This window comes from Nostoc sp. DedQUE08 (assembly GCF_034530895.1).
Classification (GTDB): domain Bacteria; phylum Cyanobacteriota; class Cyanobacteriia; order Cyanobacteriales; family Nostocaceae; genus Nostoc.
Map to the genome: position 1 here is coordinate 42247 of NZ_JAVRCD010000046.1, position 24945 is coordinate 67191.

A 24945-nucleotide genomic window follows, 5' to 3' on the forward strand; every position below is an offset into this window, starting at 1 on the left:
GGGCTGAAAGCGATCACGAAGCGTTGCTGCAAAGCAGATCGCATCGCAGAAACCTGATAGAGGGGAGACGTTGAGAAGTTTCCGGATAACTTGATCCGACCTTGCCTCGGCAGTAGAGTGCCCTTATCTGTGAACTGACAGGTTTATGGAGTCCAAGGATATATAAGGCGTATTAGCTTACCTTATAAATTATTAACATCTTTGTTCCCAGATATAACCAAGGTGCTACACTACATCCATGCTAGGGGTGCCTATATAACCAGGCTGAGATCACACCCTTAACACCTGAGTCTGGGTAATACCAGCGGAGGGAAGCTGTTTATTGAGGAATCACAATATGCGGACTGAATGGGTTGCTAAACGACGTGGGCAAAGTAATGTATCTCAAATGCACTACGCCCGCCAAGGTGTTATCACCGAAGAAATGCACTACGTCGCCAAACGGGAAAATCTCCCGGCGGATCTCATTCGTGAGGAAGTAGCGCGGGGACGAATGATTATCCCCGCTAATATTAATCACACGAATCTAGAGCCGATGGCTATTGGCATCGCCTCTAGATGTAAGGTAAATGCTAATATCGGCGCTTCCCCCAACTCTTCTAATCTTCAGGAAGAAGTTGATAAGCTAAATCTGTCTGTGAAGTACGGCGCTGATACCGTGATGGATTTGTCCACAGGTGGCGGTAACTTAGATGAAATTCGCACCGCAATCATCAAGGCTTCACCTGTTCCCATTGGTACAGTGCCAGTTTACCAAGCTTTAGAAAGCGTCCACGGCACAATTGAGAATCTGACTGCTGATGATTTCCTCCATATCATTGAAAAGCACGCCCAGCAAGGAGTAGACTATCAAACTATCCATGCTGGGATTTTGCTTGAGCATTTGCCTTTGGTGAGAAATCGGCTCACTGGTATTGTCTCTCGCGGCGGCGGGATTTTGGCGCGGTGGATGCTACATCACCACAAACAAAACCCGCTTTATACCCACTTCCAAGATATTATTGAGATTTTCAAAAGGTACGATGTCTCCTTCAGTTTGGGAGATTCCCTGCGTCCCGGCTGCACCCATGATGCCTCAGATGAAGCACAATTAGCTGAATTAAAAACCCTCGGACAGCTAACTCGCAAAGCCTGGAAAGATGATGTACAGGTGATGGTGGAAGGGCCTGGACACGTGCCAATGGATCAAATTGAGTTCAACGTCCGTAAGCAAATGGAAGAGTGTTCGGAAGCACCTTTCTATGTTTTGGGGCCATTGGTGACAGACATTGCTCCCGGCTATGATCATATCACTTCAGCTATTGGAGCGGCAATGGCTGGATGGTACGGTACGGCAATGCTGTGTTATGTAACACCTAAAGAACATTTAGGTCTACCAAATGCCGAAGATGTGCGGAATGGGTTGATTGCTTATAAAATAGCAGCTCATGCGGCTGATATTGCTAGACATCGCCCTGGTGCAAGGGATAGAGATGATGAACTTTCCAAGGCGCGTTACAACTTCGATTGGAACCGTCAGTTTGAATTATCACTCGATCCAGAAAGAGCTAAGGAATATCACGATGAAACTCTGCCAGCAGATATTTATAAAACTGCTGAGTTTTGTTCGATGTGTGGGCCTAAGTTCTGCCCAATGCAAACTAAGGTTGATGCTGATGCGCTGACAGAATTAGAGAAGTTCCTGGCGAAAGAGGCTGTGACTCAAAGTTAACAGATTAGACCTCTTGCAAAAGTCGAAAAACCTCTGTAACTGGTATCAACTATAAGTTCAAACTCTTTCAAAACCTCGTTCCCAGTCGGAAACTGGGAATGAGACAAAATGGTTTTGCTTCTCTCAAAATATAAGGTTAGGTTTTGCGATCGCACTTTTACTTCCTACAAGAGTAATCTAATTGCTATCGCTCCCCAATTAAAGCTAAATCAGTAATTCTGGTTGGTAATCTATGCGATCGCGTTTAATCGCGCCTACTTACTTGTTTCTGATAACGTGAAGGCAAAAGCTGCTACAGACTGCGCGTAACACCCAAACGTCAAGGCGGAAGTTCCTACAGAGAAGGCAGAAGCTGCTACAGACTGCGCGTAACACCCAAACGTGAAGGCAGAAGTTCCTACAGCGAAGAATATTTTGATTTTTGCTCAGTAATATGTGGTTATTTAACAGAACATTAATAAATACCCCGCGGGATGAGGGCAACTCTAGAACGCTTTTTCTAACCTAATACCAATTCAATTAATGATTGCAACACATCCTTCGGTAAAGACGCGATGAATCGCGTCTCTACAAATGGTCTATTTGTCGCATTCTTTTTTCAATTTGGTATAACTTTTACCTTAAGTTAACACCAATACACAGCTAGCTGTGCGCCCCCTATTTAAAATCCCATTTCAATGGTCAAGCTACGAATTTTTCCTGTATCTCCTTCAGATTTATCTGCAACTTCCAGAGTCCAGGTTCCTTGGGGACTTTTACCTTTAAAGGCAGCAAGTTTTGGGGTATTTACTTCGTCATAAGTTGTTTTAATATTATCTGTAGCTCCGCCCTGGCGATCGTGCAGATTTATGGGAAGTATGCCTGTTTGCACTGGGGGAAGAAGAGTAACTATAAGATCCCCAATATAAGTATGCTCGATATCTATATTAACTTTGATGGATTTTAGGAGGGTAGTATTAGCGATCGCCACCGATAATGTTGATGTTTGTAGATCGTTAATTGGGATATCTTGCACTGCTTGGAATCTGCTGATGGGTGATGTTTGCGGTGGCTTGGCCAATTCTACAGCTTTGAGAGCATTGATTCGACCGTAACCGTAAAAGGGGCTGCGGCCATTGGCATCATATTTACCTCCAGCTGAATCGATGCGATCGCAGGAGCGTTTTATAATGTCTCGCACTTCATCCCAACGCAGATTTGGGTTTCTGGCAAGAATTAAGGCTGCTACACCTGCTGCACCTGGACAGGAACTAGAAGTTCCGCCAAATTCGTTCGTATAGTTGCCTGCGGCCTCACCCAGATTTCGATTACCGGAATTATAGCCAAGTACACCAGAGCGATCGGTTGTCCAAATTCCAGTGGTTTGAGAAATATCACCATTGTTGCTGGGGAAGGCACACCAAACCGCCTGACCAAAATCACTGTAAGCGCTTCTCGTGCCGTAGTCGTTACAAGCTGCCACTGCAATTATCTTTTGGTAGCTGGCGTAGCCGTCGTTATCAACGCTTTCGTTACCATTGCCAGCTGCAAATAAAATTACACAGCCCTTGCCATTGCGTCCTTTATTGGTTGCAAAATCTATAGCAAGTCGTGTGGAATCAGGCAAAGGTACTTTTTGGTTGTGTGCGGGATCGTCTGGCTCAAACCAAGTCCCGTCTGCTGGGCCCCAGCTGCAAGAAATAACATCAGCACCATTTTGAGCCGCCCAAACAAAAGCATCTGCTTCATCTTGCGACCCCAATGCTGAAGCTAAACGAATCGGCATGAGTTTTGCACCCGGTGCTACACCAGATGCTCCAAAGTTACCGTTTGCACAAGCGACTCCCGCACAAGATGTACCGTGATTATTATCGTTTCCCGGTCTGGGATTGTTCGTTTTACGTGTGACATCACGCGGGGCAACAATCTTGCCAGAGGAACGGAACTCTTCATGATCGAGATCCACTCCATCGTCGATAATTGCAATAATTGTCCCAGTGCCATTACTCAACTTCCAAGCGGCTTCAACGTTGGCATGAGCGTTAATTGTCTTACCGTTAATTGTTGTTTGCTTTAAGTGCCACTGCTGCGGGAAAACCTGACGTTGGCGTGACTCACGCGCTAGTTCGGGATGACACAGTTCAACTGATTTCTCATTTAGAAGTCTCTCGGCGATGTCAAAGACGGCTATACCAGTATTTGTAGGGGCACTGACAAAATAAGCATTTCGCGCGTATTCAAGTTGGCGTTTAATTGTTAAGTTGTAACGTCTTAAAACCTCTTGGCACACCCTTGGCTCTTCTTCGCTATCAAATTTAACAAAAATGTTTTCAGTGTAAACTACAGGTTGTTGGGATAGTGGATCGATTAGGACACGTCCGGCAAATTGGACTTCGGACTCATTGTTGAGAATTTTACGGGCGCGATCGCGCAAAGCAGCACCCTGATTCGGAACTTTCGCTTGTAAAATTTCTACACCCGCTTGCCGAAACCGTGTTGTTAACTCAAATTGATTGAGGATACTACGAGCTGTAGGTGACACAGGTGCGACTTCAAAGGATCTTGCACCGACAAGAGTGCTGCGGCTTTCGGTACGCACTACAACGTGTTCGTTACTGATAGCAAATTCATACTGTTGTCCGTTCTGTCCACCATAGCGAACCTGAACCATTGTTTAATCTCCTAAATGTTTTGAAAATTGAAAATTGGCAATTGGGAAGTCCGTATTATGCCTTACTTTTAAAGCTTGCTACACCCATCGTAGGCTTACGTTTAGTTTATGGATGCTTCTGATTTCATGTGCTATATGTGTATTACAATACAGAATTTAATCTATCTCAGTTCATACAAATCTTCGATTAGTCTTTCCAGAAAAGAGAGGATTCAAAATCGGTTGTTTTAAGAATCTTCACTATCAGTAAGGGCGTATAACTGTGAATCACGATGAAAATAATGTATTTCATGCCACTGAAAAACGCTATAAGATCATTAGAACTTGAGAAAGATGTTTTATTTTCCGGTTGAGTATTTTCTACAGGTGTACTCTCTACCCCTGATTGGTGAAGTGAGATTTCAAAAAGACTACTTTTCTGAGTATCCTGAACAAATTCGCGTTGGTAGCGATGGCTACGACGGGTTACGCCTACGCACAACTGTATCTTACAGTCGTAAACCTGGGTACTATGCAGTACATTACAATCAACCCAGCACTGTGGCAACAGGAGCAATTTTACGACTTAACGACGGTGCAATCGCAGTTTTTTCAGGCGAACCCAATCAATCAGAACAGGGTATATTGAGTCCGATTTATACACTAGAATCTAATGGTTCTTTAGCAGTACCAACTGGACTGGTTTTTATCCGCTTTGCTGAAAGCGTTGATGTGGAATCGCAGCACGAGGTAATTAATCAAGCGGGTTATGAAGTTGCACAAAGCCTTTCTTATGCGCCTCATACCGCTTGGTTGCGTGCCAAATCAGGTAGGATTGTTGATGCGATCGCTGGAATTTCTCAGTTAGAAGCGATCGCTAATGTTGAGAATGTTGAACCTCAAATGCTTATGGAAAGGGGTTTGAGATAAATTACAAATTAGACCTGTGGTAAAAGTAACTGGAGCGATCGTCAATTCGTTAACTAAATAAACTTTTTTGGTTGAATGACTAGATTTATCCATGACCAATTTGCAAAAGATTATTTGGAAGAATTACTAAAACCTTATGGAGAAGTGCAAGGTTCTAGCCGTGTGGCGGGAGAAGTTCGAGAAATCGATGTTTTATTTTCTCCTTTAACAAAACAAAGCACGAATTTAGAAACACTAGAATTATTAGGAAGATTTGCCGCTACAACAGCCATTATTGAACCCTTCCGTAACCCTGCATCAAAAGAAGAAATTTGTGATTGTCTGTTAAAATTATTAGAAGTAAGGGGTGGATTACAACGTCAAGCAAATCGCAATAAAACTTCCATTTCAGAATTAGAACTTCCCAAATTATGGATACTCACCCCAACAGCATCTACAACGCTGTTGTCAGGATTCGGTGCTACTCAAAAGTTAGATTGGCTACCTGGAGTACATTTTATCGCAGAGTATTTGCGGACTGCGATCGTTGCGATTCACCAGTTACCGCGCACCCAAGAAACTCTGTGGTTAAGAATTCTCGGTCGAGGAACAGTACAAAAACAAGCAATAGATGAATTAGAAGCACTATCATCAAATCATCCATTTCGCAGAGCAACGCTAGAATTACTTTATAACTTGCGGCAAAACTTGCAAGTTAATCAAAATTCAGAAGAAGACGATTGGGAGTTAATTATGCGATTAAAACCACTTTATCAACAAGATCGGGAACAAGCTGTACAAGAAGGAAATAAACAAGGCGAACAACGTTTAATTATACGTCTACTAAATCGCCGTTTTGGTGAGATTGATTCATCTACTATTGAGCGAGTTCAAGGATTATCTATTGAACAATTGGAGGCGTTAGGAGAGGCTTTGTTAGATTTTTCAGCTATTTCTGATTTAGAAGCTTGGTTAAACCAACAAATTGAATAAATATCATCTGTAAATCAATTAAACAAATTTTATGTGAGACTGCACTTTATTCATGTAGGAGCAAGTCATGAATTGCCCCTACAATTGAAAGGAGAATACTAACCAAAACTTTGAACAACGTACATATCATTTCCTGTATCACCGACTAAAAGCAAGCTACTGTCATCGCTTTCTAAATTTTGGCTGCCAGCAATACCCTTTTGTAGAACTTTAATTATTCTTTGGGGAGTGAAAGATTCCAATTCTACAAACTTTCCCGATTCTAACCATGCTAATTCTTCAGCAGATAAACTTTGACGTATTTCTTCAGGCAATTGTTTAGCTGCTTGCGCCGACTCTGGAGAGGTTTGAATGAACATTCCGCGCTTCGTAGCGATAATTTGACGTGGCGTTAATCCGATATCAATAATTGCAATCTCGCTATTGAGAAACCAATTAGCGTTGGTTCTCAAATTATGAACTAAAGCAATTCCTTGTGGATTGCAATCATGCAGTGCATAGACTTTTAAATCGGGATTGCGCCGCAGCATTTGCATTGTGGTGTCAAAAATGCTTTGGGGATATCCAGTAATACTAAGAATTGCACAGTTGTTTTCAAAGTGGAAATTATTAGCGATTAATAGTTGAGCAATACTAGCAGTGTCACAAACGACTAATCTATCAAAACTGTAAGCTGTTACGTCAGGATTAATCGTGGCTGGTGTATTTTCCTGCTTTGGCGAGGGAAGAATTTTGAGAATCGAACCATTTATTTGCTGCCAGCGATCTAGCCAATCTTTAACCTGAGATTGAGAAAACAACAATTCCTGTGTTACTAATCCGATTCTACTTAACTGTCGAGTTCCTAAGTATATCGACAGCATTCCCATACTAACGAAAATAACAAATATAGCAAATGAATTCATCTTGATACTAAATAAAATTCCTCCAACAATAATGATTCCCCCTATAATTTTTAAAGCCTTGGCATTTGCCTGACGAGCTTGATTATTGAGTTTACTAGACGTACTAGATTTTAAAAGTCTTATAATAATAAAAAGACTTAAAAGTAATGTAACTATCAAATAACTATAAATGGCTGTAAAAAAGCTAATTATTAAAAATTCAACTAACCAGATAAATCCTGAAAATGATTTAGCCCTAAGACGATTATCTAACAAGTACAACAATTGCTTGGGTGTAAAAAATAAGGTGTTGTTTACAGAAATGTCAGCGATCGCCTTTGCAAAAAAAGGATCGGTAATCTGAACATTACTCATACTAGTCGGTTCAAATGCAAAGAGATGATTGCATTTTACACACCGACCTTGATTAGCTGTCCGGTCTTTTAGTTTATTGTCAGTTCCGCAGTTAATACACTTCATAATGGTTATTTGATATTAGTTATCTAATACCTGATTTGTTAATAAAACACTGTAATCTTCGCGCCGACGAATCAAGCGATGTGTGTCATTTTCTAGCAAGACTTCCGCCGGCTTGGGACGGTGTAAAAAGTGAGACGACATAGCATAACCATAAGCACCGACATCTAAAATGGCAACGAGATCGCCAATTTCTAGGGCTGGAAGTTGGCAATTTTTCCCCAGATAATCTCGTGAATATGTGGTATTACCACAAATATCAGTTGTGAATGGATTGTCTGCTTGTTTCCAAGTAATAATTTCTCGGTAGCCGCCGTGTACTGAGGGTACTGAAAGATTGGCAACGGTGGTATCAACTCCGACAATCTGTTTTTCTCCTTGCCATTTTACCGAAACAACTTGAGCAAGCAAAGTTGCACATCCAGCGATCGCACTTCGTCCCGGTTCAATCACCAAATCAATTTTCCGCCCTAAATGAGTAATTCTCTCGGTTAACTCAGCCCCAAATATTTCCCAGTCAAAGGCTGTTTTGTTGTGGTGATAAGGATAGCCAAAACCACCACCAAAATCTAAATATTCCCAATCAGGTAACTTTTGTGCTGTGGCGATTACCGTATCAATTACTTGGGTAAAAGCGGCTGTGGCATTAGTTCCCGTTCCTCGATAGAAGTGTAAACCACTCAGCTTTAATCCCACCTCAGCAGTTAAAGCGATCGCATCACCAAATTCTTCTGGACGTACACCAATGCGGCTATCTCCGGTAATTTCTGGCAAATTGAGGCGTAAACCAAGGCGAATAGATTTCTCTCTGTGTTTGGGCAAAACTTTGCAGCACAACTGCAACTGAGCAAGGCTATCGAGATTGAGTGTTGTAACTCCCCAATTTAGGGCTTGTAGCATCTCAGCCTGATTCAAATTACTGCCGCTATAAACAATCTCGCTAGGATCGAAACCAGCTTGCAATCCTAAATAAATATCTCCTGGCGTATTGGCGTGAAGTCCCCACCCAAAGGAGCGAAAAATTTTTAACAGCGCAATGTTGCCATTAGTAACACTGGCAAACCGAAATTGCGTGCGCGGATAACTGACTGCTTTGCTAATCCGCTCAATAGTTTCGCGCAAGCGATCGCCATTATAAACATAAAGCGGAGAACCATAAGTACTCAGTAACTCCTGAGCAAATTCTTTAGAGAATGGGAGATTAAGACGATTATGAGTTAAATTATTTGATACCATTTACCAAAAATACTAATAAAGTAAATTACGAATTACGAATTACGAATTACGAATTACGAATTATTTTGTAATTTCTCCATAGCCAACGATGTAACCAAAAGGGATGATCCCAAGACTGTTTAGTTATTTCTTCATTTAAAACGTGCGATCGCCAAAGTTGCCACATAATTAGTAACCAGAGTATTTCACCAATTCGACGGCCTTGAATAGCTGCTCCCAGTTTGCCTTCAACGATTTGTGCCGCAATGTGAGGATAAAAGTGATTGTTGGCGCGAAGTCTTTCTGGATTGAGCCAAATGCCGAGTTGATGCCAAAAATCATTTAAACACCAAGAAGTTAAAGGAACCCCCATACCACGTTTTTGTCGCCAGACAATTTCGGGCGGAAGCCAGTTTTCTACAGCCCGTTTGAGGATATATTTTTCACAAGCACCCTGCAAACAGAGTTCTCCAGATAAACGGAATGTCCACTCAGCTAAAGGTAAATCACAAAAAGGCGATCGCACCCACAACCCATGAGCAAACCCTAATGCAGTGGCACGGGGATGGATATTCTGCGCTCCTTTGAGCATCAAACTAGCACGGCGGAGGCAATGCAGCAAAGATGGACACTCATTGCGATCTAAAGCCGCCAACAGCCAATCTTCAGGATGCAAATTTTGGATCTGTGCATAGATATCTGGTTGATAAACTTGAGATTCGTATCCCCCAAGACGGTGAAAGGTGCGGAGATATTGCTGGATAAAAGTTTCCTGTCCGGCGGGATTTTCTGCTTGATAAACACCTGCGGCAATTAAAGGTTTGTTCGTCCAACCAGCAAACAATTGATCTCCACCTTCACCGTTAAAAATTACCTGAGTTTCCTGACTGGCTCTCTCAGATAGGAGATACAATGGCACACACACCCCATCTCCAAAAGGCAAATCTAATGCTTGCACAGTCGGAATTAAGGCATTCTCGATCGAACTTGGGGTTACTGCAACTTTTACAAGCGGAATTTTGAGAAAGTGGGCGACTTGTTCAGAGTATGGATACTCTGGAATCCCTGCGTTCCCAAAATCTAAAGTGTAGGCGCGGACTTTCACCCCTGCTTGTACTAGCAGCGCCGCCACCACTGAAGAATCGAGTCCGCCAGAGAGAAATACCCCGACAGGCTCATCCTTTAAATCTGCAATTTGTCCTTCAATGGAGTTTTTCAGGAGAGTTTGCAATTGGGTAATTGCTGTAGCTTCATCTGTTAACTGTTCTGGTGCTTCCCGCCACGAGTGGATGTTTTTAGATTTAGGTGTTTGCAGAATACCTGATTGGCGATCGCTCTGCCAAACTAATTCCGTCCCAGCCGTCACTGCAAACACTTCTTTAATAGGAGTTAAGGGTGTGGGAACGTAAGAAAAACAGCTATAGCCATATAACCCAGCAATACTAACTTCTGATTGTGGCAAAATCGGTAAAAGTAATTGCAGTTGAGATGCAAACCAGATTATTTCTCCTTGCACAGTCCAATACAAAGGAACTCTTCCGAAAGCTTCCCTTCCCAAAATTAGGCAGTTGTTTTCTTGGATTACCCAAGCATCGGGTGAATTAAATAATCCTGATGCAAAGATGGCAGCAATTTGATTTTGTTGCAGTGGGGGATTGCCATCAATTCCTATGTAAACAACATTCCAGATGGGAAGAGGATTATTTTCTTGTGTAGAAAACTGACTTTTCTGACCTAACCCCCTAACCCCCTTCCCTACTAGGGAAGGGGGAAAATTCAAAGCCTCTCCCCTTGTAGGGGAGAGGTTTGGAGAGAGGTTTTCCACCACACTAGTTAACAGCGCTTCCAACTCCTGTTGAGCGCCGTAACCCCAATAGCCAAGAAAGTGATGCGGGATAACCATCTGGACTATTTAACTTCAAAGGTTTCATCGCTAATCTGCCGACCTTTTAGGAACATCTGCACTTTCCAATTGCCAACAGTTGCAGCTGGGTTAATAGTGTAGCGACACTGGGTATCCCAGACAGATGTATTAATTTCGCGGGTTTGATAGTTGTTTTGCTTGACAATTTGACCGCTTGGGTCAATCCAATTACAAGAGAGAGCCAGCTTTTTACCTAAAGGTGCATCCTTTAAGGTGACACGATACAACACTTCTGGATTGGTTTGGCGAGAAATTGTCTTTAAGTCGCCGCCATTATCTTGTATCAAAGTAATGCGGTCTTGTTGAGCAGAAACACGAGAAAGTGTAGAACTTTGCTGCTGCATGAAAAATATTGTCGATGCAATGACAATTACTACAATTGCCACCACTCCAGAGGTAATCCATCGATTCCGGCGTTGTTGTACTTCCAATGCTTGGCGGCGATTTAACTGAATCAGCGCTTCATCTAGTAACTCTGGCGGTAAATTCAACTCCTGTAAAATTTCTCTAATCTGCTGTTGGTCTAGTTCCGCTTCCCGACGCAATTGCAGACCTTCTACTTCTGTAACTATTTGTGATAATTGCTCTTGAGTCAGTCGCCGCGTCATAGCTTAACTCCTGTTGAAAAACTTTATGGCGATCGCTAAATATCGCTTTTGTAGGTACATCATAAGCTACAAAATAAAGTTGTTGCTTTTCGGATTATTTAAGAGATACTTTGTAACAACTAAAATTAATATGACATAACAGAATTGGTATTACCTGTAACAAGTAGAATTAACATAACGAAAAAGATACTTCTTGCAAAAGCCAAAAAACCGCCCTAAAATCAATTTATGGGCGGCTCAAGGATTTTTGCAATAGTATTTTTGCACTAAATTTAAAAAAAATTACCAACACCTCCTTCTTAGTTTAAATTTCTTGATTTCCGCCAATAGACAATTGTTTTTTGCTATGTTTCAACTCTTTCCAAAGTGACTTAATTTGCTGATAAGCCTCTTCCTGAGACAATTTACCCCCTGTTTCTAGGGAAGTGATGTAACTAATTCTTTGAGAGAATTCTTGGAGGTTGGCATTAAACACCAAATTCTCTGGCTGAAATTTACCATAATACCGGCTACGAGGGTAAAGAAAGCTGTTTTTGTCTTGTGAGTTAGATTGTGCCATAACTTCTCTTTTATAATTCTTTCCTTCTTAAATTTATAAACTAAAACTTTCCCCTTTGTGTATATACACAGGATAAAATTCAAATTCCTGAAGAAAGAAGTTAATTTTTTAGTTCAATATTAGGATAAAGCAGAAGAACAGGTAATTAACTGTGGAAAATACTGAAATCAGTACCTCCTCTACTAAAATAAGTAAGTGAAATAGCATTTTGCTAATTAAACTCGACTTCCTCAAATACGGCTCAAATAATATCATGCCCGCAGAATTAGTTATGATTACCATAGCCTTTAGCTAGGGTTGATAGCGAAGGCTAAAGTAAAAGCCATCATCTTGAGCGTTATTACCACGATCGCTCAGATCGATAAATGGAAATCCATAATCTAGGCGCAAAAAGAGATTATCAATTCCCATTGCCTGATTCCATATTAATCCTAAGCCCGCGCCCACTAAAAAAGTTTGACTAGGTAGCAGATTCGGATTATTAGACTGATTCCAGACGGCTCCCATATCCACAAATGGCGCAAGTTGAATTGTGGATAATCCAGATTCATTGCGCTGTACTGTAAACCGATCTTCGATCGCTACCCGAAATCCATTATCCCCAGAACGGCTATTTTGGCGATATCCCCTTACAGATTGTCCGCCACCAATCACAAATTGCTGGGAAGGTAAAAGGCTATCTGGTGTAAGCTGCAAGTCTGCTTGGATGAGCAATAAATGATCGTTACTGAGTTGCTGCACGCGCTGTATTTGACCTAGCCAACTGAAAAAGCGGCCATCGGGTATGGGGTCATTGTTGATAGTTGCATCTAATACATCAACGCCAAAATTAAATTGCGATCGCAAAAACCAAGCTCCTTGAGGTTCGCGCTTGATATAATCTTGAGCAAATTTAATTACACTTGTACGACTAACGCCATTGGCATCAGGCCCAATGCCAAAGGGTTGTGCGCGGTTATTAAAAATAAAAGTTTGACCATCTTGATAGGTAAATCCTAAAGATAAGGCAAATTCTTCTCTAGGCGATCGGATCAATGGTTGACGATAATTGATTTCATAAAGATCCTGGTTGGCCCGAATCCCAAAGGCATCAAAGGGTGACTCAGTAATTTCGTTGCGATTAAATGCCGCTCGAATCTGCACTTTCCCATTCATGGCGTTCACGGGAACCTGATAACTAAAATCAAAGACATCGGAACCACCAGAGAGTGTATGGTAATAGGAGCCAGCTAACTCATCTCCCATACCGGTTAAATTGCGCGATCGCAATTCAACACCCAATCTTTGGGCGCCAATACTGGGAGGCGAATAATTATCTACACCCAAACTACCAATTATAGTTTTTGCCTCTTCAACTCTGACAACGAGAATACTTTGACCAACCTTACCCGTTGGACGCAAACTCGCTTCCACATTTTTGAACAGAGGATCTAGCCGCAGTAGCCTTAGTTGTTCTTCGAGCTTACCAGTATTCAGAGGGATACCAGCACCTAGTTGGATGCGACTACGAATATAAGATGGGTTTAATCGCCGCGTCCCTTGGATGTCAATCTCTGTCAAACGCCCTTCCAATACCTGAATTACCACAACACCATCTGCGGTACTAGATTGTTGAGTATCTGGAATTGCTCTGGAATTTATATACCCTTTATTTAGGTAAAGCTGGGTAACGGCATCGGCGGCTTGTCTGATTTCTTCTAAAGTTAAGTCCCGTCCTTCAAACGGTTTCACTACTGGATTAAAATCATTTTCCTGAAAAACTGTGCTACCTACAACCTGAATTTTCCGAACCCGAATGCGTTGTGGTGTTTCTGGTTGTGGGTTAGTTACTGGAGTAGGTTCTGTTGACTGTACTATTTGTAACTCTGACTGACTGCTATTTTGAACCGAGTCCGGTGTAAAAATATTAGCTCTAGCTCTCAGTCCATTTGCAGTTACAATCCAGACCGCAGGCAGAATTAGCAAGCCGCACCGAAAGCTGAAACTGTGCTTACTGCATTTAGTAATTGCCAAACTTTGCCAGTTGTCTAACTGATGAGATAAATAGACAATTCTTTGCTGAGTCGTTGCTCTAGGCTGAACACCAGTTTCTGTTTCTTTTCTCATTTCTCTTCAGTGGAGTGCCTTATTTAACGACTGGGCTGATTTTGATTTTGGAGTATGGTATGGCTGTATGAGTATTTCAATATCATATTTTTGATATTCAAATTTCAAAAGATTTGTAACTAAAACTATAATTAACAGCGATTTCTTCTAAGTGATAGTCCCTAGCATTATATTGTGGTAATAGGTAGAAAACTTGGGAAAACTTCGATGTCACCACTGATTTCCATTGTCATCGTCAATTACAATCGGGAGTCTTACCTTCAAGAAGCGATCGCTAGCGTCTTAGCGCAGACATGGCAAAACTTTGAGTTACTAATTTGGGATAATGGCTCTACAGATGGATCGGTGGCGATCGCTCGCGCTTATGCTCAACAAGATGGGCGAGTGCGGGTGGTGGAGGCAGACAATCAAGGAGTTGCTGCGGCTTGTAAGGCAGCGATCGCCCAAACTAGCGGCACTTACATCGGTATATTAGACAATGATGATATCCTTGCCCCCACAGCTCTTGCTCAAACCGCTACAGTCCTCAATCGCTACCCAGAAACGGGATTTGTTTACACTGACTACTTAAATATCGATCCAAACGGCAAAGTTATCGGTTATGGCGATCGCTGTGACATTCCTTACTCTCGATCGGGTTTGTTGGTAGATTTCATGACTTTCCACTTCCGCTTGATGCGGCGATCGGTTTATGACCAAGTGGGAGGTGTTAACGAATTGTTCTCTTGCTGTGCCTATGATTATGATCTATGTCTGCGACTTTCAGAAGTAGCCCAAGTGCGCCGAGTCCAAGAGCCACTTTATTTCTACCGAAATCATTCTCAAAGCATCTCTGTTACCAGAAAAAAAGAACAAATACTCTGGTCGCAGAAGGCGATCGCTCAAGCACTTTGGCGGCGCGGATTAGCAGACAAGTTACAAATCGATGTAGAATTGCCCACAAGTCGCTTCATATTACGCTGCAAAAAATCTTTATTAGACCTCTTGCATAAATCAAAAATAAGAAAGAACCCCACCCCGCCAAAGCTACGCTTTGTCTCCCCTCCCTGCTTGCGGGGAGGGGTTGGGGGTGGGGTGTTAGGGACTTGTGCAAGAGGTCTATTGTCTAATATCGCCGCTTCAGGCTTAGTTATTGCCTCGCTGGTAAGTCCGAGATTAGCCCAAGCACAACAAATAGTTCCTGCTGCCGATGGCACAAACACAATTGTGACTCCCAACGGCAATCGACTTGATATCACTGGCGGCACAACTTCAAGAGATGGTGCAAACCTCTTTCACAGCTTTCAACAGTTTGGAATTTCACCAGAACAAATTGCCAACTTTCAAGCCAGTCCGGCGCTGCAAAATATCCTTGGTCGAATTACAGGCGGGAATGCCTCGGTTATCAATGGTTTAATTCAGGTGACAGGTGGCAATGCTAACCTTTTCTTGATGAATCCAGCCGGATTTATTTTTGGAGCAAACGCTAGTTTAAATGTGCCTGGTGCTTTTACGGTGACAACAGCCAATGGTATTGGTTTTGGCAGCAGTTGGTTTAACGCTATCGGTGTTAATGACTACATAAATTTAGTTGGAAACCCCAACGGATTTGCCTTTAGTATGAACCAGCCAGGAGCGATCGCCAATGCTGGAAATTTGGTAGTAGGTGCTGGGCAAAATTTGAATTTATTCGGCGGTACTGTAGTCAACACCGGGCAACTTTCAGCACTGGGAGGGCAAATTAACGTTACATCAGTACCAGGACAAAATTGGGTGCGTCTCAGTCAGCCAGGAAATCTGCTAAGTCTAGAAATTCAGCCCCTCGCCTCTAGTAGCACTCAACCCAACAACTGGACAATTCCCATCGCCTCAATACCCGAACTGCTGACAGTTGGTAACACAGGCTTAACTGCCAATCCTGATGGAACTGTAAAATTGACAAATTCCAATGTGACAATTCCCATAACTCCAGGTACAACGATTGTTTCTGGGAAAGTAAGTGCAGCGAGTCAAACAGGCGGTACTATAACTGCTTTGGGTAAAAAAGTTGCAGTGATTGATGCCAATATTAACGCCTCTGGAAATAATGGCGGCGGTACTGTGCTAATTGGTGGCGATTATCAAGGTAAGGGGACTTTACCCAACGCAGATCGGACTTATGTAGACTCAAAATCCGTCATTAATGCTGATAGCCATTTGAATGGAAATGGCGGACGGGTAATTGTTTGGGGTAACGACACAACCCAGTTTTTTGGAAAAATTTCGGCTCGTGGAGGAGCAAATGCGGGGAATGGTGGTTTTGTAGAAGTATCAGGCAAAAATTTCTTGACCTTCAACGGTTTGGTAGATACTTCAGCCGTCAATGGCAACTTTGGCACTTTATTACTAGACCCCAGCACATTGACAATTATCGATGGTGCAGCAGGGACAGGTGATTTTGATGCTACAGCAGGCAATATTGCCTTTGGCGATGCAGATATTGGGGCTAACACTGTTTCTTGGGGTGCGATCGCAGCTTCGGGTGCAAATATCAACTTACAAGCTACAGGCAACATTACCATCGATGACATCACCGGAGCTACGCCCTTGGTGACTACTCCTGGTGTCGCAACATTAAACTTGGGTGCTGGCGGTAGCTTCAGCCTCTCCTCACAAACTGGTTCTGTAAACTTTGTCAATCCCACCAACACAATCCAGACAACTGGGGGAGCGATTAACATTTCTGGAGCTAGTTTATCACTGGGCAATCTCGATACAACTACTGATTTTTCTGACAATAGTGGCAATGTTAACTTGTCTGCGACTGGCGACATCGTTGCGGGCAACATTATCGCCAGCGGCCAAGGCTACTTGGCAGGTAATATTACAGTCACAAGCAGCAGTGGTGGGATTACTCTAAATAATCTCGATACTAGCAACACTGAAGGGTTTAATACTATTAATACTGCTGGAACAGTCAGTTTGAGTGCCACAAGCAATATTCTCACAGGTAGAATTGATGCTTTTTCAAATAATGCTGATGGCTCAGGTCAGGCTGGCGATGTAGTTGCAACAACTACAGGCGGCAGTATTACCACAGAGGCAATTAACTCGTCTGTAGTTAAGGAAGGAGGTGGCGATTTTATTGGCACAGCTGGCACGATTAGTTTAACTAGCAGAGATAATATCACTGTGAATGATGCCATTAACGCCTCAGCAAGTGCGATCGGAGTCGATGGAACAGGAAATCTTACAAGTGGCAACGTTACTTTACAGACTACGAATACATCTGGTAGCAATATTCGTTTTACCAACATCAACACCCAGGCGATCGCAGACGATTTTGTTGATGGAAACACAGTTCAAGGTGGCAATGTGCAAGTGCTAACCAACGGACTTATTCAGGGAATCGGAACCGGTGAAGCGATCGCAACTGGTGGATTTTTTACTGGTGAAGGAGGTACTAACGTTCAACCTTTAGCAGGAGGTACTGTTAACATTCGCCATGATGGTGGCCCAAACAATGTAGATTTTATTGTCGGTGATGCAAGTGTCAATGGTACAGCAGGGTCAATTAATACAGGTGACAATTCAATCATCGCTAATAGCTTTCCAGTCTTGCCAAATGGTGGAGATGCTAGCGGTACACCAATCGGCATCACCATTACATCTGTCAACACACCGCCGACATTAACAGCAAACTCATCGCTACCCGATACCCAGACTAATCAACCTGTTACCTTAACGTTCTCTAGTTTGGCTCCACTGGTCAGCGATGTTAATAATGACATCACCTCCATCAAGATCGATGTCGTGAATACGGGAAACATCACTGTCAATGGCGTTCCCGTCATCCCTGGTGTTACAACCTTATCTAGCGGCGATACTTTGGTATACACACCTCCAGCAGATACAAATGGGTCGCTAAATGCTTTTGTAATTAGTGCAAATGACGGCGTTTCCTCTTCTGCACCTGTACAGATAGGAATCAACGTCAGTCAAACTCCTACTCCCAATCCTGAAACACCCAATCCTGAAACACCCAATCCTGAAACACCCAATCCTGAAACTCCAAATCCTGAAACTCCAAATCCTGAAACTCCAAATCCTGAAACTCCAAATACTAACCCCTGCACATTTCAATGCAATCTACCAAGTAAACCGAATAACCCTGTCCTCAATAATCCTCAGATTGATAACCCCGTTCTTAATCCCGACCCCACTCCCGAAGACAATTTCACAGATGATTTTGCCGACCATTTAGGCATACCTAGCCCTAAAATCAAAACCCTAGATGATGCCAAAAAAATTGCTCGTAAAATTGAAGAAGCTACTGGTATTAAACCTGCATTTATCTACATCAGTTTTGTCCCTGTGGAAATTTTACCAGAGGGGAATTTAGGCAAAGCTCAAAAATTTACAAAACAGTTAAATACCGTAGCAGAAAAAGATAGCGACCAACTAGAAGTTGTAGTAGTAACCGGAAAAGGCGATCCTATCCGCAAGCGCATCCCAGAAACAACTAAAGCCAAAGTTCTCCAAGTAGCTCAAGAATTTCGTGACCAAATCGTTAGTCCACAAAACCGTCGTCGCACCGGTTATTTGCGTTCATCTCAACAACTTTATCGCTGGATGGTTGCACCACTAGAGGCAGATTTACAGGCGAGAGAAATCAACAATCTGGTCTTTTTACCAGATATTGGGTTACGTTCAACCCCAATGGCAGCACTTCACGATGGTAAGGGATTTCTAGCAGAAAAATATAGTATTGGCTTAATGCCTAGTCTTAGTTTGACTAATACCCTCTATAAAGACATCAAAAAATCTCAAATTTTAGCGCTGGGGGTTTCTCAGAGTACTCAGGGACAAGAGCCTTTACCAGCAGTCCCCCTGGAGTTATCAACACTAGTATCTAAACTCTGGCAGGGCAAATTATTGTTAGATAAGCAAGCCACCTTAGAAAATCTTAAAACGATCCGCCGCCAACAACCTTTTGGAATTATTCACATGGCAACCCATGCCAATTTTGCTACGGGTGCTTTGAATAATTCCTATATTCAACTGTGGGAAGACAAGTTACGCTTGAATCAATTACGACAGTTGCGCTTGAATGAACCTGAAGTTGAAATGCTCGTGCTGAGTGCTTGTAGAACAGCTTTAGGGGATAAAGAATCCGAACTGGGATTTGCGGGTTTAGCAGTGCTGGCAGGTGTGAAAACTAGTGTTGCTAGTCTTTGGTCGGTTAATGATGCTGGCACAGCGGCGTTGATGACAAAATTTTATGAGAATTTAAAGACAACTCCAATTAAGGCAGAAGCTCTCAGACAGGCTCAGGTAGCTATGCTCAAAGGGCAAATTTATGTCAAGGATGGACAAGTGCAAGGTTTAGGAGGAGTTGGAAATTTGCCTTTACCTGCTGACAGTGCTGATGAATCACTTATGCATCCTTATTATTGGGCTGGATTCACAATGGTTGGTAATCCTTGGTGAAGGTAGGGAATAATGAAAAGGGTATAGGGGAGAATGGCACGCTTGTTAACGCCAAACCCATTACCTATAAGGCTTTTGGGTGTGGGGTGTGGCTGAGTGGGTGTAGTGAAGAAGGAAAATATTTATGTTCATACTCGATATTTTGTTTTCTTAATTTTCCCCGAACCTGCAACCCTACCCCCAACACCCTGCCTACAGGAGCTTTCAGCTTTACAAGCGTGCCATTCGGTATAGGGGATAGGGTGTGGGGTGTGGGGAACCCCATACTTAAAAGCAGGAGTTTCAAAACGGACGCTGTATATCTTGCACATACGTGTCACTACATACATCTTTTGATTTTTTCCATATTTAAAAACAGGGGCTTGTACCCGTTGGGTGCGGGAGAACGTTCTTTATCTAATACCTGCAACCCCACACCCCACACCCTTCTCGGTCATAAATCGAGCGACGTTCTTCTAGTGAATACTACGGTTGAAAGATATGTCTTCTTGAAGATGAACGCTACAATCTATCAGAAAATCAAGAAGTAGTTAAATCCAGAGTGGCTTCATGACGCCTAATTTAACACCTAAAGCGACATTTGACTTTATTAACGTGCTATCCCAGGCTGCGGCTAAGTATAGAGAACCAAAAAGTATACGCCCTAGTGCTGAAATATTAGTAAAGGCGTTGCTACAAGCAGAAAAAACTGCCAAGCAACAAAAGTTGACTTATCCGTTTGAGTTTCTGCTCGGTAAATGGCAACTTTGCTTTGTCACTGGCACTAAAAAAAACAGAGGTAGCGGGGGAATTGTATTAGGCAACGGTTTCTATGTACCCAAGTTCATGGCAATCCATGTTTCCTTTAATGCCACTTTGGAACAAAATTCAGACAGAGGCGAAATTACTAATCAGGTTGAGCTTAACCCAGTTTCACTGAAACTCACGGGGCCAGTGCAATATTTCGGGAAGAAAAATTTATTGGCCTTTGACTTTAACCAGATGATTCTCAGTTTGTTTGGTCGTGTTATTTACAACAGAGCAATCCGTGGTGGTAAAGTTCAAACAGAAGATTTCTACAACCAACCGATAGGTAAACTACCGTTCTTTGGCTTCTTTTTGGTAACAGAAGATTTCATTGCAGCTCGCGGTCGTGGGGGAGGATTGGCATTTTGGATTCGATAAACTTAAAGACCTTTGCAGGAAATCAGGCAGTCTTGCTGGAAGCAAAAGGAAAGAGAATTTGACTTATATCATGTCCGCTTGATTACTTACTAAACTCCAAGAACCCCACCCCGCCAAAGCGTAGCTTTGTCTCCCCTCCCGAAAAGCCTACGGTGTATACACAAGTCGGAAAAAGCTCGATTTTCCCATTGTTCTCTCACTTCTCGTTCCCAGTCTCCGACTGGGAATGGCTTATTAGAGGCTCTGCCTCCAGCCAGACATTGAGTCTCTGACTCAATGAATGCATTCCCAGTCTGAGACTGGGAACGAGGAAAGTCTTATTAAGGCTAGGTTTTTAAGACTTGTGTATACACCGTAGCCCGAAGAGCGGGGAGGGGCTGGGGGTGGGGTGCAATGACTGTGGGTATCATAACTAATTACCCCGACTTGATATTAGACTTATTTGTTTGATTAGTAGCAAGTGGTGCAACCTTTTTTACAAATCAAATAAGTACTTCACATCATCTGCACTTGATTACTTAGGGAGTGATAGAGTTCGCCTGATTTGGTCTTTTATCTTGCATTATTAAAGAAGTATATGCTACTATTGATAATTGTGTGGTTAAGGACGTATAGCTCAGTTGGTTAGAGCGCTACGTTGACATCGTAGAGGTCACTGGTTCGAATCCAGTTACGTCCATTATTTGTACAGTGACTAATTATTTGTCGTCTTGTAATTTAAAGCTTGGTTTTGCCGGAGCGGCAAAGCTATGCTTGAAAAGTGCAACGGCAAAATCATACCTGAAAAATTTTGAAAAAATGAATGTAAATTATCAACCATCGGCAACATCCCAGTTTTTATTCTTCCTATCAAGATAAATGAAATGTGAGATGGTAAAGGGATAATCACAGCGATCGCCCGCAAGGGCTTGGCTCTCTCTGAGAGCATCGCAAGACAGCCGAAACTACCATAACTGAAGAAAAAAGCCAACTTTTGCTTGAACAGGCTCGTGCGATTACGCTTTGCATACTGGCCTTTGGGCAATCGCCCTATTCTACAAAAATGCTGCGGTTAAGGAACTAAGAAGCTTAGGGAGGATCGAAGAAATATGTGACTGAAAAGATTACAAAGCACTCCGCTTACACAACTTGCAAGCGATCGCCGCCTCATTCCAGGAAAATAATATGGATTAATCTTTGTTTACTTAATAAATAGTAAAATCTTTCTCAACCATCTCCATTCGTACTGAAAGTTCATAAGCTACTTAAAATAGATTGAACTGTTTTCTTATAGAATAGTCGAACCTTCTTATAACGAAAATAGCCGGGGTTACTAATCAGTTCACACACACGGGACTCGGTTGGATATTCTCCTGATTGATGCAGTGAGACAATTGCTTCTATAATTTCTTGACAACACTGCTCAATAGCAGCTAAGTGACACATACCCATATAATTGCGACGTTTAACGACAATTTGGTGGGATAATAAAGGAAAATGTCTTGAAAGAATTCGTCTATTAATTTTTAATTGTTTGGCTATCTCTGCAATTGTTGGTAATGGATCTCTTGCTTGAGATAAAATATTTGTCAAGGTAGTTTCAATATGATCCAAGTCCAATGTTTTGGGAGATGAACGTATGTTCCTAGAATATTTCATGTCAAACTTGAGATTTTGACAATGGGTAGTTGATAGATTGAAATCTTGTGTCAAGAACTGAGATAAAGAAATTTTAAGATTATAACAAATTTGCAGTAAAGCAGATAAAGAGGGACAAGTTTTACCTGAATACCAACCCCAGAAAGTATTTTTAGGGATTTTGTGCATTGCAGCAAAAGCAGCTATATTATCTTCACTAACTGTATGCACTACATGGGTGAAAGATTTTGGTATAAGCTCTTGAGTAAGTATAGAAGATAACTGATTTGCATTGGTAAGAAATTCTCCTAGATTTTCTACTATCCATCTCTCCTGAGTAACTACTGAAGTTTTAGAATATCCTCCTAACCACTGAAAACATTGTGAACAATAGCCTAACGTGGATTTCCAGTTTAACCAAAGTAATTGACTATGACAATGAGGGCAATTTTGCACAAGAGTATGTTGATGTATTAAACAAATCCTGACATCATTGAGTGACCATAGTAATGGATCATAAATAATTTGTTTATTTTCTTTCCAGTGTTGGTAACATATTGGACACCAAGCTTTATGAGGACGTAATAAGCCTTTTGTAACTAAAATGTTTGAAAAGGGTATCAATGTTAAAAGCTCTAGCTGATTATGCAAAGTTAAGTGATTAAGAACCTCAACAAAATCAGTAGCCATTATTCCATATCCATTTAAGGCATGAGAACGGTTAAAAAACGCTTTTAATCCTCTACCAGTAGAATTTTTGATAAAGGTTTGCTGTAAGAGTGGATTAACTATTCTTGATAGTAATGTATTGACAAAAACTCCATGAGAATGAGCTAACCGTGTCACATAACTGGTTAAACTCTCAATCATAGGAGTCCCTATACCAATCGGTTCCAAATGATGTAAACGACTTCGTTCAAGCATTGGAAATTTCTCTGGACTCCATAGCTCATACTCAAAATAGGGTTGAATTTGGATTATGTCAATGTTCATGACGATGATTTGTTTGTTAAATAACCTAAAGTTTTTAATAAAAATTATACTTTGATGACCTGAAGTTTCGGCTTAATTTACAATGTACTATTGTAGTTAAAATATTGGTAATTCTTTTAAACTTCAGTATCAAATTTTCTAAAAATCTTTATCCATGATAGCCACAGGTATAAACAGCAAAGATTACCTAGACCTAACCTTTAAACTTAAAGGCGCACCGATTCCTCTTGACAACGGTTATCTTACCTACGCTGCCTTATCCCGTATTTGTCCCCCACTACATGAACTAAAGTCTATTGGGATTCATCCGATTGCTGGAATACCGACCAGGAACAATTTGCTTGAACTCACTGCTCAATCTCGTCTAAAAATTCGCATTTATCATCAACAAATTTCTTTAATTTATCCTTATTTAGCGGGTCAAGCTTTTCATATAGGTGAAAATTCTTATCAACTAGATATTCCCGACTACAAACCGTTAATTTCTTCAGAAAGCGTTTATTCCAGATTAGTGGTAATTAAAGGGTTTCAAGACTCGACTAACTTTATTGAAGCTGTTCAACGGCAACTGGATAATTTAGGAATACAAGGAAAAATTAAACTTCTTACCCGGCAAGATGGGACACCTCAAAAAAGACAATTAACCATCAATAAAGAAGGGAAACAGTTTAAAATTAGAGGATTTGGCGTACAAATCAGCGAACTCAACCCAGAAGATTCCTTAACCTTGCAAGAACAGGGAATTGGTGGGAAGCGAAAGATGATGTGTGGAATATTTGTCCCAGCGACTCGCAGCAAGTCAGAAGAGGAAACCTGATGATAGTCTCTACCCAACCCAAAATTTCCCTATCTCTCGATGCTGCGGATACGACAATAATGCACCGCGTCGGAATGACCGGACTTTACATGACTTTAAAGCGATTGGAAAAACAATATCCTTTATCTCGTCAACGGGGAGGACATATATCATGGTTTTTGACTGCTGATACTATTGAATTATTCTGGGAAGGAAGTGATTTCATCGCCTTATCTTGGTTAATTAATGAGTCTTTTCAATTAGATGATACAGGTTTAATTCATTTAGTAGGATTAGACAATGATCGAATAGATTTAAGGCAGAAAATCCATATTCATGAGGGAATATGCGCTGTTTTCCTGCGACTTAATAAGTTTTATCAAGCAGGAGAGATAATTAACACTGAACTAACGTTTGAAGAAAAACAAGTCGAGTATCAATATAAATCCCTAACTTGGTACGCACATCAAACCTTTGCAGAGAAGTTATGCGAGGCAGATACCCAACAACTCAGACATGATTACATTCAAATAACCAGTTGGTTGTATTTAGGGGGAATTGTTCGCCATGCTCGGACGCAGAATACTACAAAACTAGAAGAGAAACCTGAATACGCTTTAGCATTATTATTTGTACCAGTAGTTTGTCATTATTGCTTACTTCATATTGCATCAGAAGACTTAAAAGAAAGGAAACCCCATAGCTACTTGGTGGTGATTCCAGAAATCAAGGATTTTGAAGACGCTTCTCAAAGGAGATGGGGATTACAGCAATTAGAAACTAAACAGTTTCATGTTAGTAGCCTTGGAGAAGCAGGATTACTTTATTACAGCTCAGACGATATTCAGCCTGAAGTAGGCTACTATCAAGCTTGTCAAGTTTGGTTATATGAAAAAACAAATAAAGCTTCTC

Annotated in this window: 16 protein-coding genes, 1 tRNA gene and 1 riboswitch; of the genes, 8 read left to right on the forward strand and 9 right to left on the reverse strand. The window is 41.7% G+C overall.

Annotated features, from left to right (window positions below; translation table 11 throughout):
- The first annotated feature begins 233 nt into the window (after positions 1 to 233).
- Positions 234 to 330, forward strand: a riboswitch (TPP riboswitch).
- Positions 331 to 337: 7 nt separating this feature from the next.
- Positions 338 to 1711, forward strand: coding sequence for a phosphomethylpyrimidine synthase (gene thiC / locus RMY64_RS26045; RefSeq protein ID WP_322669572.1), 1374 nt, complete (start codon positions 338 to 340; stop codon positions 1709 to 1711).
- Between the two features lie 661 nt (positions 1712 to 2372).
- Here thiC and RMY64_RS26050 read toward each other — a convergent pair.
- Complete coding sequence (locus RMY64_RS26050; RefSeq protein ID WP_322669573.1) at positions 2373 to 4361, reverse strand: S8 family serine peptidase; 1989 nt, start codon at positions 4359 to 4361, stop codon at positions 2373 to 2375.
- A gap of 333 nt (positions 4362 to 4694) precedes the next feature.
- Between RMY64_RS26050 and RMY64_RS26055 the strand changes: the two genes are divergently transcribed.
- Together RMY64_RS26055 and RMY64_RS26060 are read left to right on the forward strand one after the other, a co-directional pair.
- Entirely contained in the window at positions 4695 to 5270 is a 576-nt protein-coding gene (locus RMY64_RS26055) for a hypothetical protein (protein WP_322669574.1), read from the forward strand.
- A gap of 75 nt (positions 5271 to 5345) precedes the next feature.
- Positions 5346 to 6242 (forward strand): DUF4351 domain-containing protein, encoded by an 897-nt coding sequence (locus RMY64_RS26060; protein WP_322669575.1) that lies wholly within the window; start codon positions 5346 to 5348, stop codon positions 6240 to 6242.
- Positions 6243 to 6340: 98 nt separating this feature from the next.
- On the opposite strand, the gene RMY64_RS26065 is transcribed toward RMY64_RS26060, so the two are convergent.
- From RMY64_RS26065 to RMY64_RS26090, 6 genes are all read right to left on the reverse strand, one after another.
- A complete protein-coding gene (locus RMY64_RS26065; RefSeq protein WP_416212159.1) occupies positions 6341 to 7606 on the reverse strand; it encodes a hypothetical protein in 1266 nt (421 codons plus the stop codon).
- Between the two features lie 15 nt (positions 7607 to 7621).
- Positions 7622 to 8839: a decarboxylase gene (locus RMY64_RS26070; protein ID WP_322701531.1), complete on the reverse strand. Its 1218-nt coding sequence runs from the start codon at positions 8837 to 8839 to the stop codon at positions 7622 to 7624.
- Between the two features lie 46 nt (positions 8840 to 8885).
- Positions 8886 to 10721 carry an asparagine synthetase B family protein gene (locus tag RMY64_RS26075; protein WP_322701532.1) on the reverse strand — a complete coding sequence of 612 codons (1836 nt, stop codon included), beginning with the start codon at positions 10719 to 10721 and terminating at the stop codon, positions 8886 to 8888.
- Between the two features lie 5 nt (positions 10722 to 10726).
- Positions 10727 to 11350 carry a DUF3859 domain-containing protein gene (locus tag RMY64_RS26080; protein WP_322684715.1) on the reverse strand — a complete coding sequence of 208 codons (624 nt, stop codon included), beginning with the start codon at positions 11348 to 11350 and terminating at the stop codon, positions 10727 to 10729.
- Between the two features lie 304 nt (positions 11351 to 11654).
- A complete protein-coding gene (locus tag RMY64_RS26085; RefSeq protein WP_322669580.1) occupies positions 11655 to 11909 on the reverse strand; it encodes a hypothetical protein in 255 nt (84 codons plus the stop codon).
- A gap of 291 nt (positions 11910 to 12200) precedes the next feature.
- Positions 12201 to 14015, reverse strand: a complete 1815-nt coding sequence (locus RMY64_RS26090; RefSeq protein WP_322701533.1) for a ShlB/FhaC/HecB family hemolysin secretion/activation protein — start codon at positions 14013 to 14015, stop codon at positions 12201 to 12203.
- A 207-nt stretch (positions 14016 to 14222) separates the two neighbouring features.
- Here RMY64_RS26090 and RMY64_RS26095 point away from each other — a divergent pair, with 207 nt between their 5' ends.
- The 3 genes from RMY64_RS26095 (at position 14223) to RMY64_RS26105 (ending at position 21306) form a co-directional block, all read left to right on the forward strand.
- On the forward strand, positions 14223 to 19463 hold the full coding sequence (locus RMY64_RS26095; protein ID WP_322701534.1) for a CHAT domain-containing protein: 5241 nt from the start codon (positions 14223 to 14225) through the stop codon (positions 19461 to 19463).
- Between the two features lie 549 nt (positions 19464 to 20012).
- Entirely contained in the window at positions 20013 to 20627 is a 615-nt protein-coding gene (locus RMY64_RS26100; protein ID WP_322669583.1) for a hypothetical protein, read from the forward strand.
- Positions 20628 to 21232: 605 nt separating this feature from the next.
- Positions 21233 to 21306, forward strand: a tRNA-Val gene (locus tag RMY64_RS26105).
- Positions 21307 to 21321: 15 nt separating this feature from the next.
- Here the strand turns inward: RMY64_RS26105 and RMY64_RS26110 are convergent.
- Complete coding sequence (locus tag RMY64_RS26110) at positions 21322 to 21651, reverse strand: hypothetical protein (protein WP_322701535.1); 330 nt, start codon at positions 21649 to 21651, stop codon at positions 21322 to 21324.
- 209 nt (positions 21652 to 21860) lie between these two features.
- Positions 21861 to 23237 carry a TniQ family protein gene (locus tag RMY64_RS26115; protein ID WP_322701536.1) on the reverse strand — a complete coding sequence of 459 codons (1377 nt, stop codon included), beginning with the start codon at positions 23235 to 23237 and terminating at the stop codon, positions 21861 to 21863.
- A 154-nt stretch (positions 23238 to 23391) separates the two neighbouring features.
- On the opposite strand from RMY64_RS26115, the gene cas6 reads away from it, so the two are divergent.
- A complete protein-coding gene (cas6, locus tag RMY64_RS26120) occupies positions 23392 to 24054 on the forward strand; it encodes a type I-MYXAN CRISPR-associated protein Cas6/Cmx6 (RefSeq protein ID WP_322701537.1) in 663 nt (220 codons plus the stop codon).
- The coding region (gene cas8a1 / locus RMY64_RS26125; protein ID WP_322701538.1) for a type I-MYXAN CRISPR-associated Cas8a1/Cmx1 at positions 24054 to 24945 on the forward strand (892 nt) is incomplete at its 3' end. The genes cas6 and cas8a1, both read left to right, overlap by 1 nt.

Coding starts and splice junctions, on each gene's coding strand:
- RMY64_RS26075 (WP_322701532.1), bottom strand. CDS start 10,721: ATGGTTATCCCGCATCACTTTCTTGGCTATTGGGGTTACGGCGCTCAA.
- RMY64_RS26100 (WP_322669583.1), top strand. CDS start 20,013: ATGACGCCTAATTTAACACCTAAAGCGACATTTGACTTTATTAACGTG.
- RMY64_RS26080 (WP_322684715.1), bottom strand. CDS start 11,350: ATGACGCGGCGACTGACTCAAGAGCAATTATCACAAATAGTTACAGAA.
- RMY64_RS26085 (WP_322669580.1), bottom strand. CDS start 11,909: ATGGCACAATCTAACTCACAAGACAAAAACAGCTTTCTTTACCCTCGT.
- thiC (WP_322669572.1), top strand. CDS start 338: ATGCGGACTGAATGGGTTGCTAAACGACGTGGGCAAAGTAATGTATCT.
- RMY64_RS26055 (WP_322669574.1), top strand. CDS start 4,695: ATGTTTTATTTTCCGGTTGAGTATTTTCTACAGGTGTACTCTCTACCC.
- RMY64_RS26090 (WP_322701533.1), bottom strand. CDS start 14,015: ATGAGAAAAGAAACAGAAACTGGTGTTCAGCCTAGAGCAACGACTCAG.
- RMY64_RS26060 (WP_322669575.1), top strand. CDS start 5,346: ATGACTAGATTTATCCATGACCAATTTGCAAAAGATTATTTGGAAGAA.
- RMY64_RS26070 (WP_322701531.1), bottom strand. CDS start 8,839: ATGGTATCAAATAATTTAACTCATAATCGTCTTAATCTCCCATTCTCT.
- RMY64_RS26115 (WP_322701536.1), bottom strand. CDS start 23,237: ATGAACATTGACATAATCCAAATTCAACCCTATTTTGAGTATGAGCTA.
- RMY64_RS26065 (WP_416212159.1), bottom strand. CDS start 7,606: ATGAAGTGTATTAACTGCGGAACTGACAATAAACTAAAAGACCGGACA.
- RMY64_RS26050 (WP_322669573.1), bottom strand. CDS start 4,361: ATGGTTCAGGTTCGCTATGGTGGACAGAACGGACAACAGTATGAATTT.
- RMY64_RS26095 (WP_322701534.1), top strand. CDS start 14,223: ATGTCACCACTGATTTCCATTGTCATCGTCAATTACAATCGGGAGTCT.
- cas6 (WP_322701537.1), top strand. CDS start 23,392: ATGATAGCCACAGGTATAAACAGCAAAGATTACCTAGACCTAACCTTT.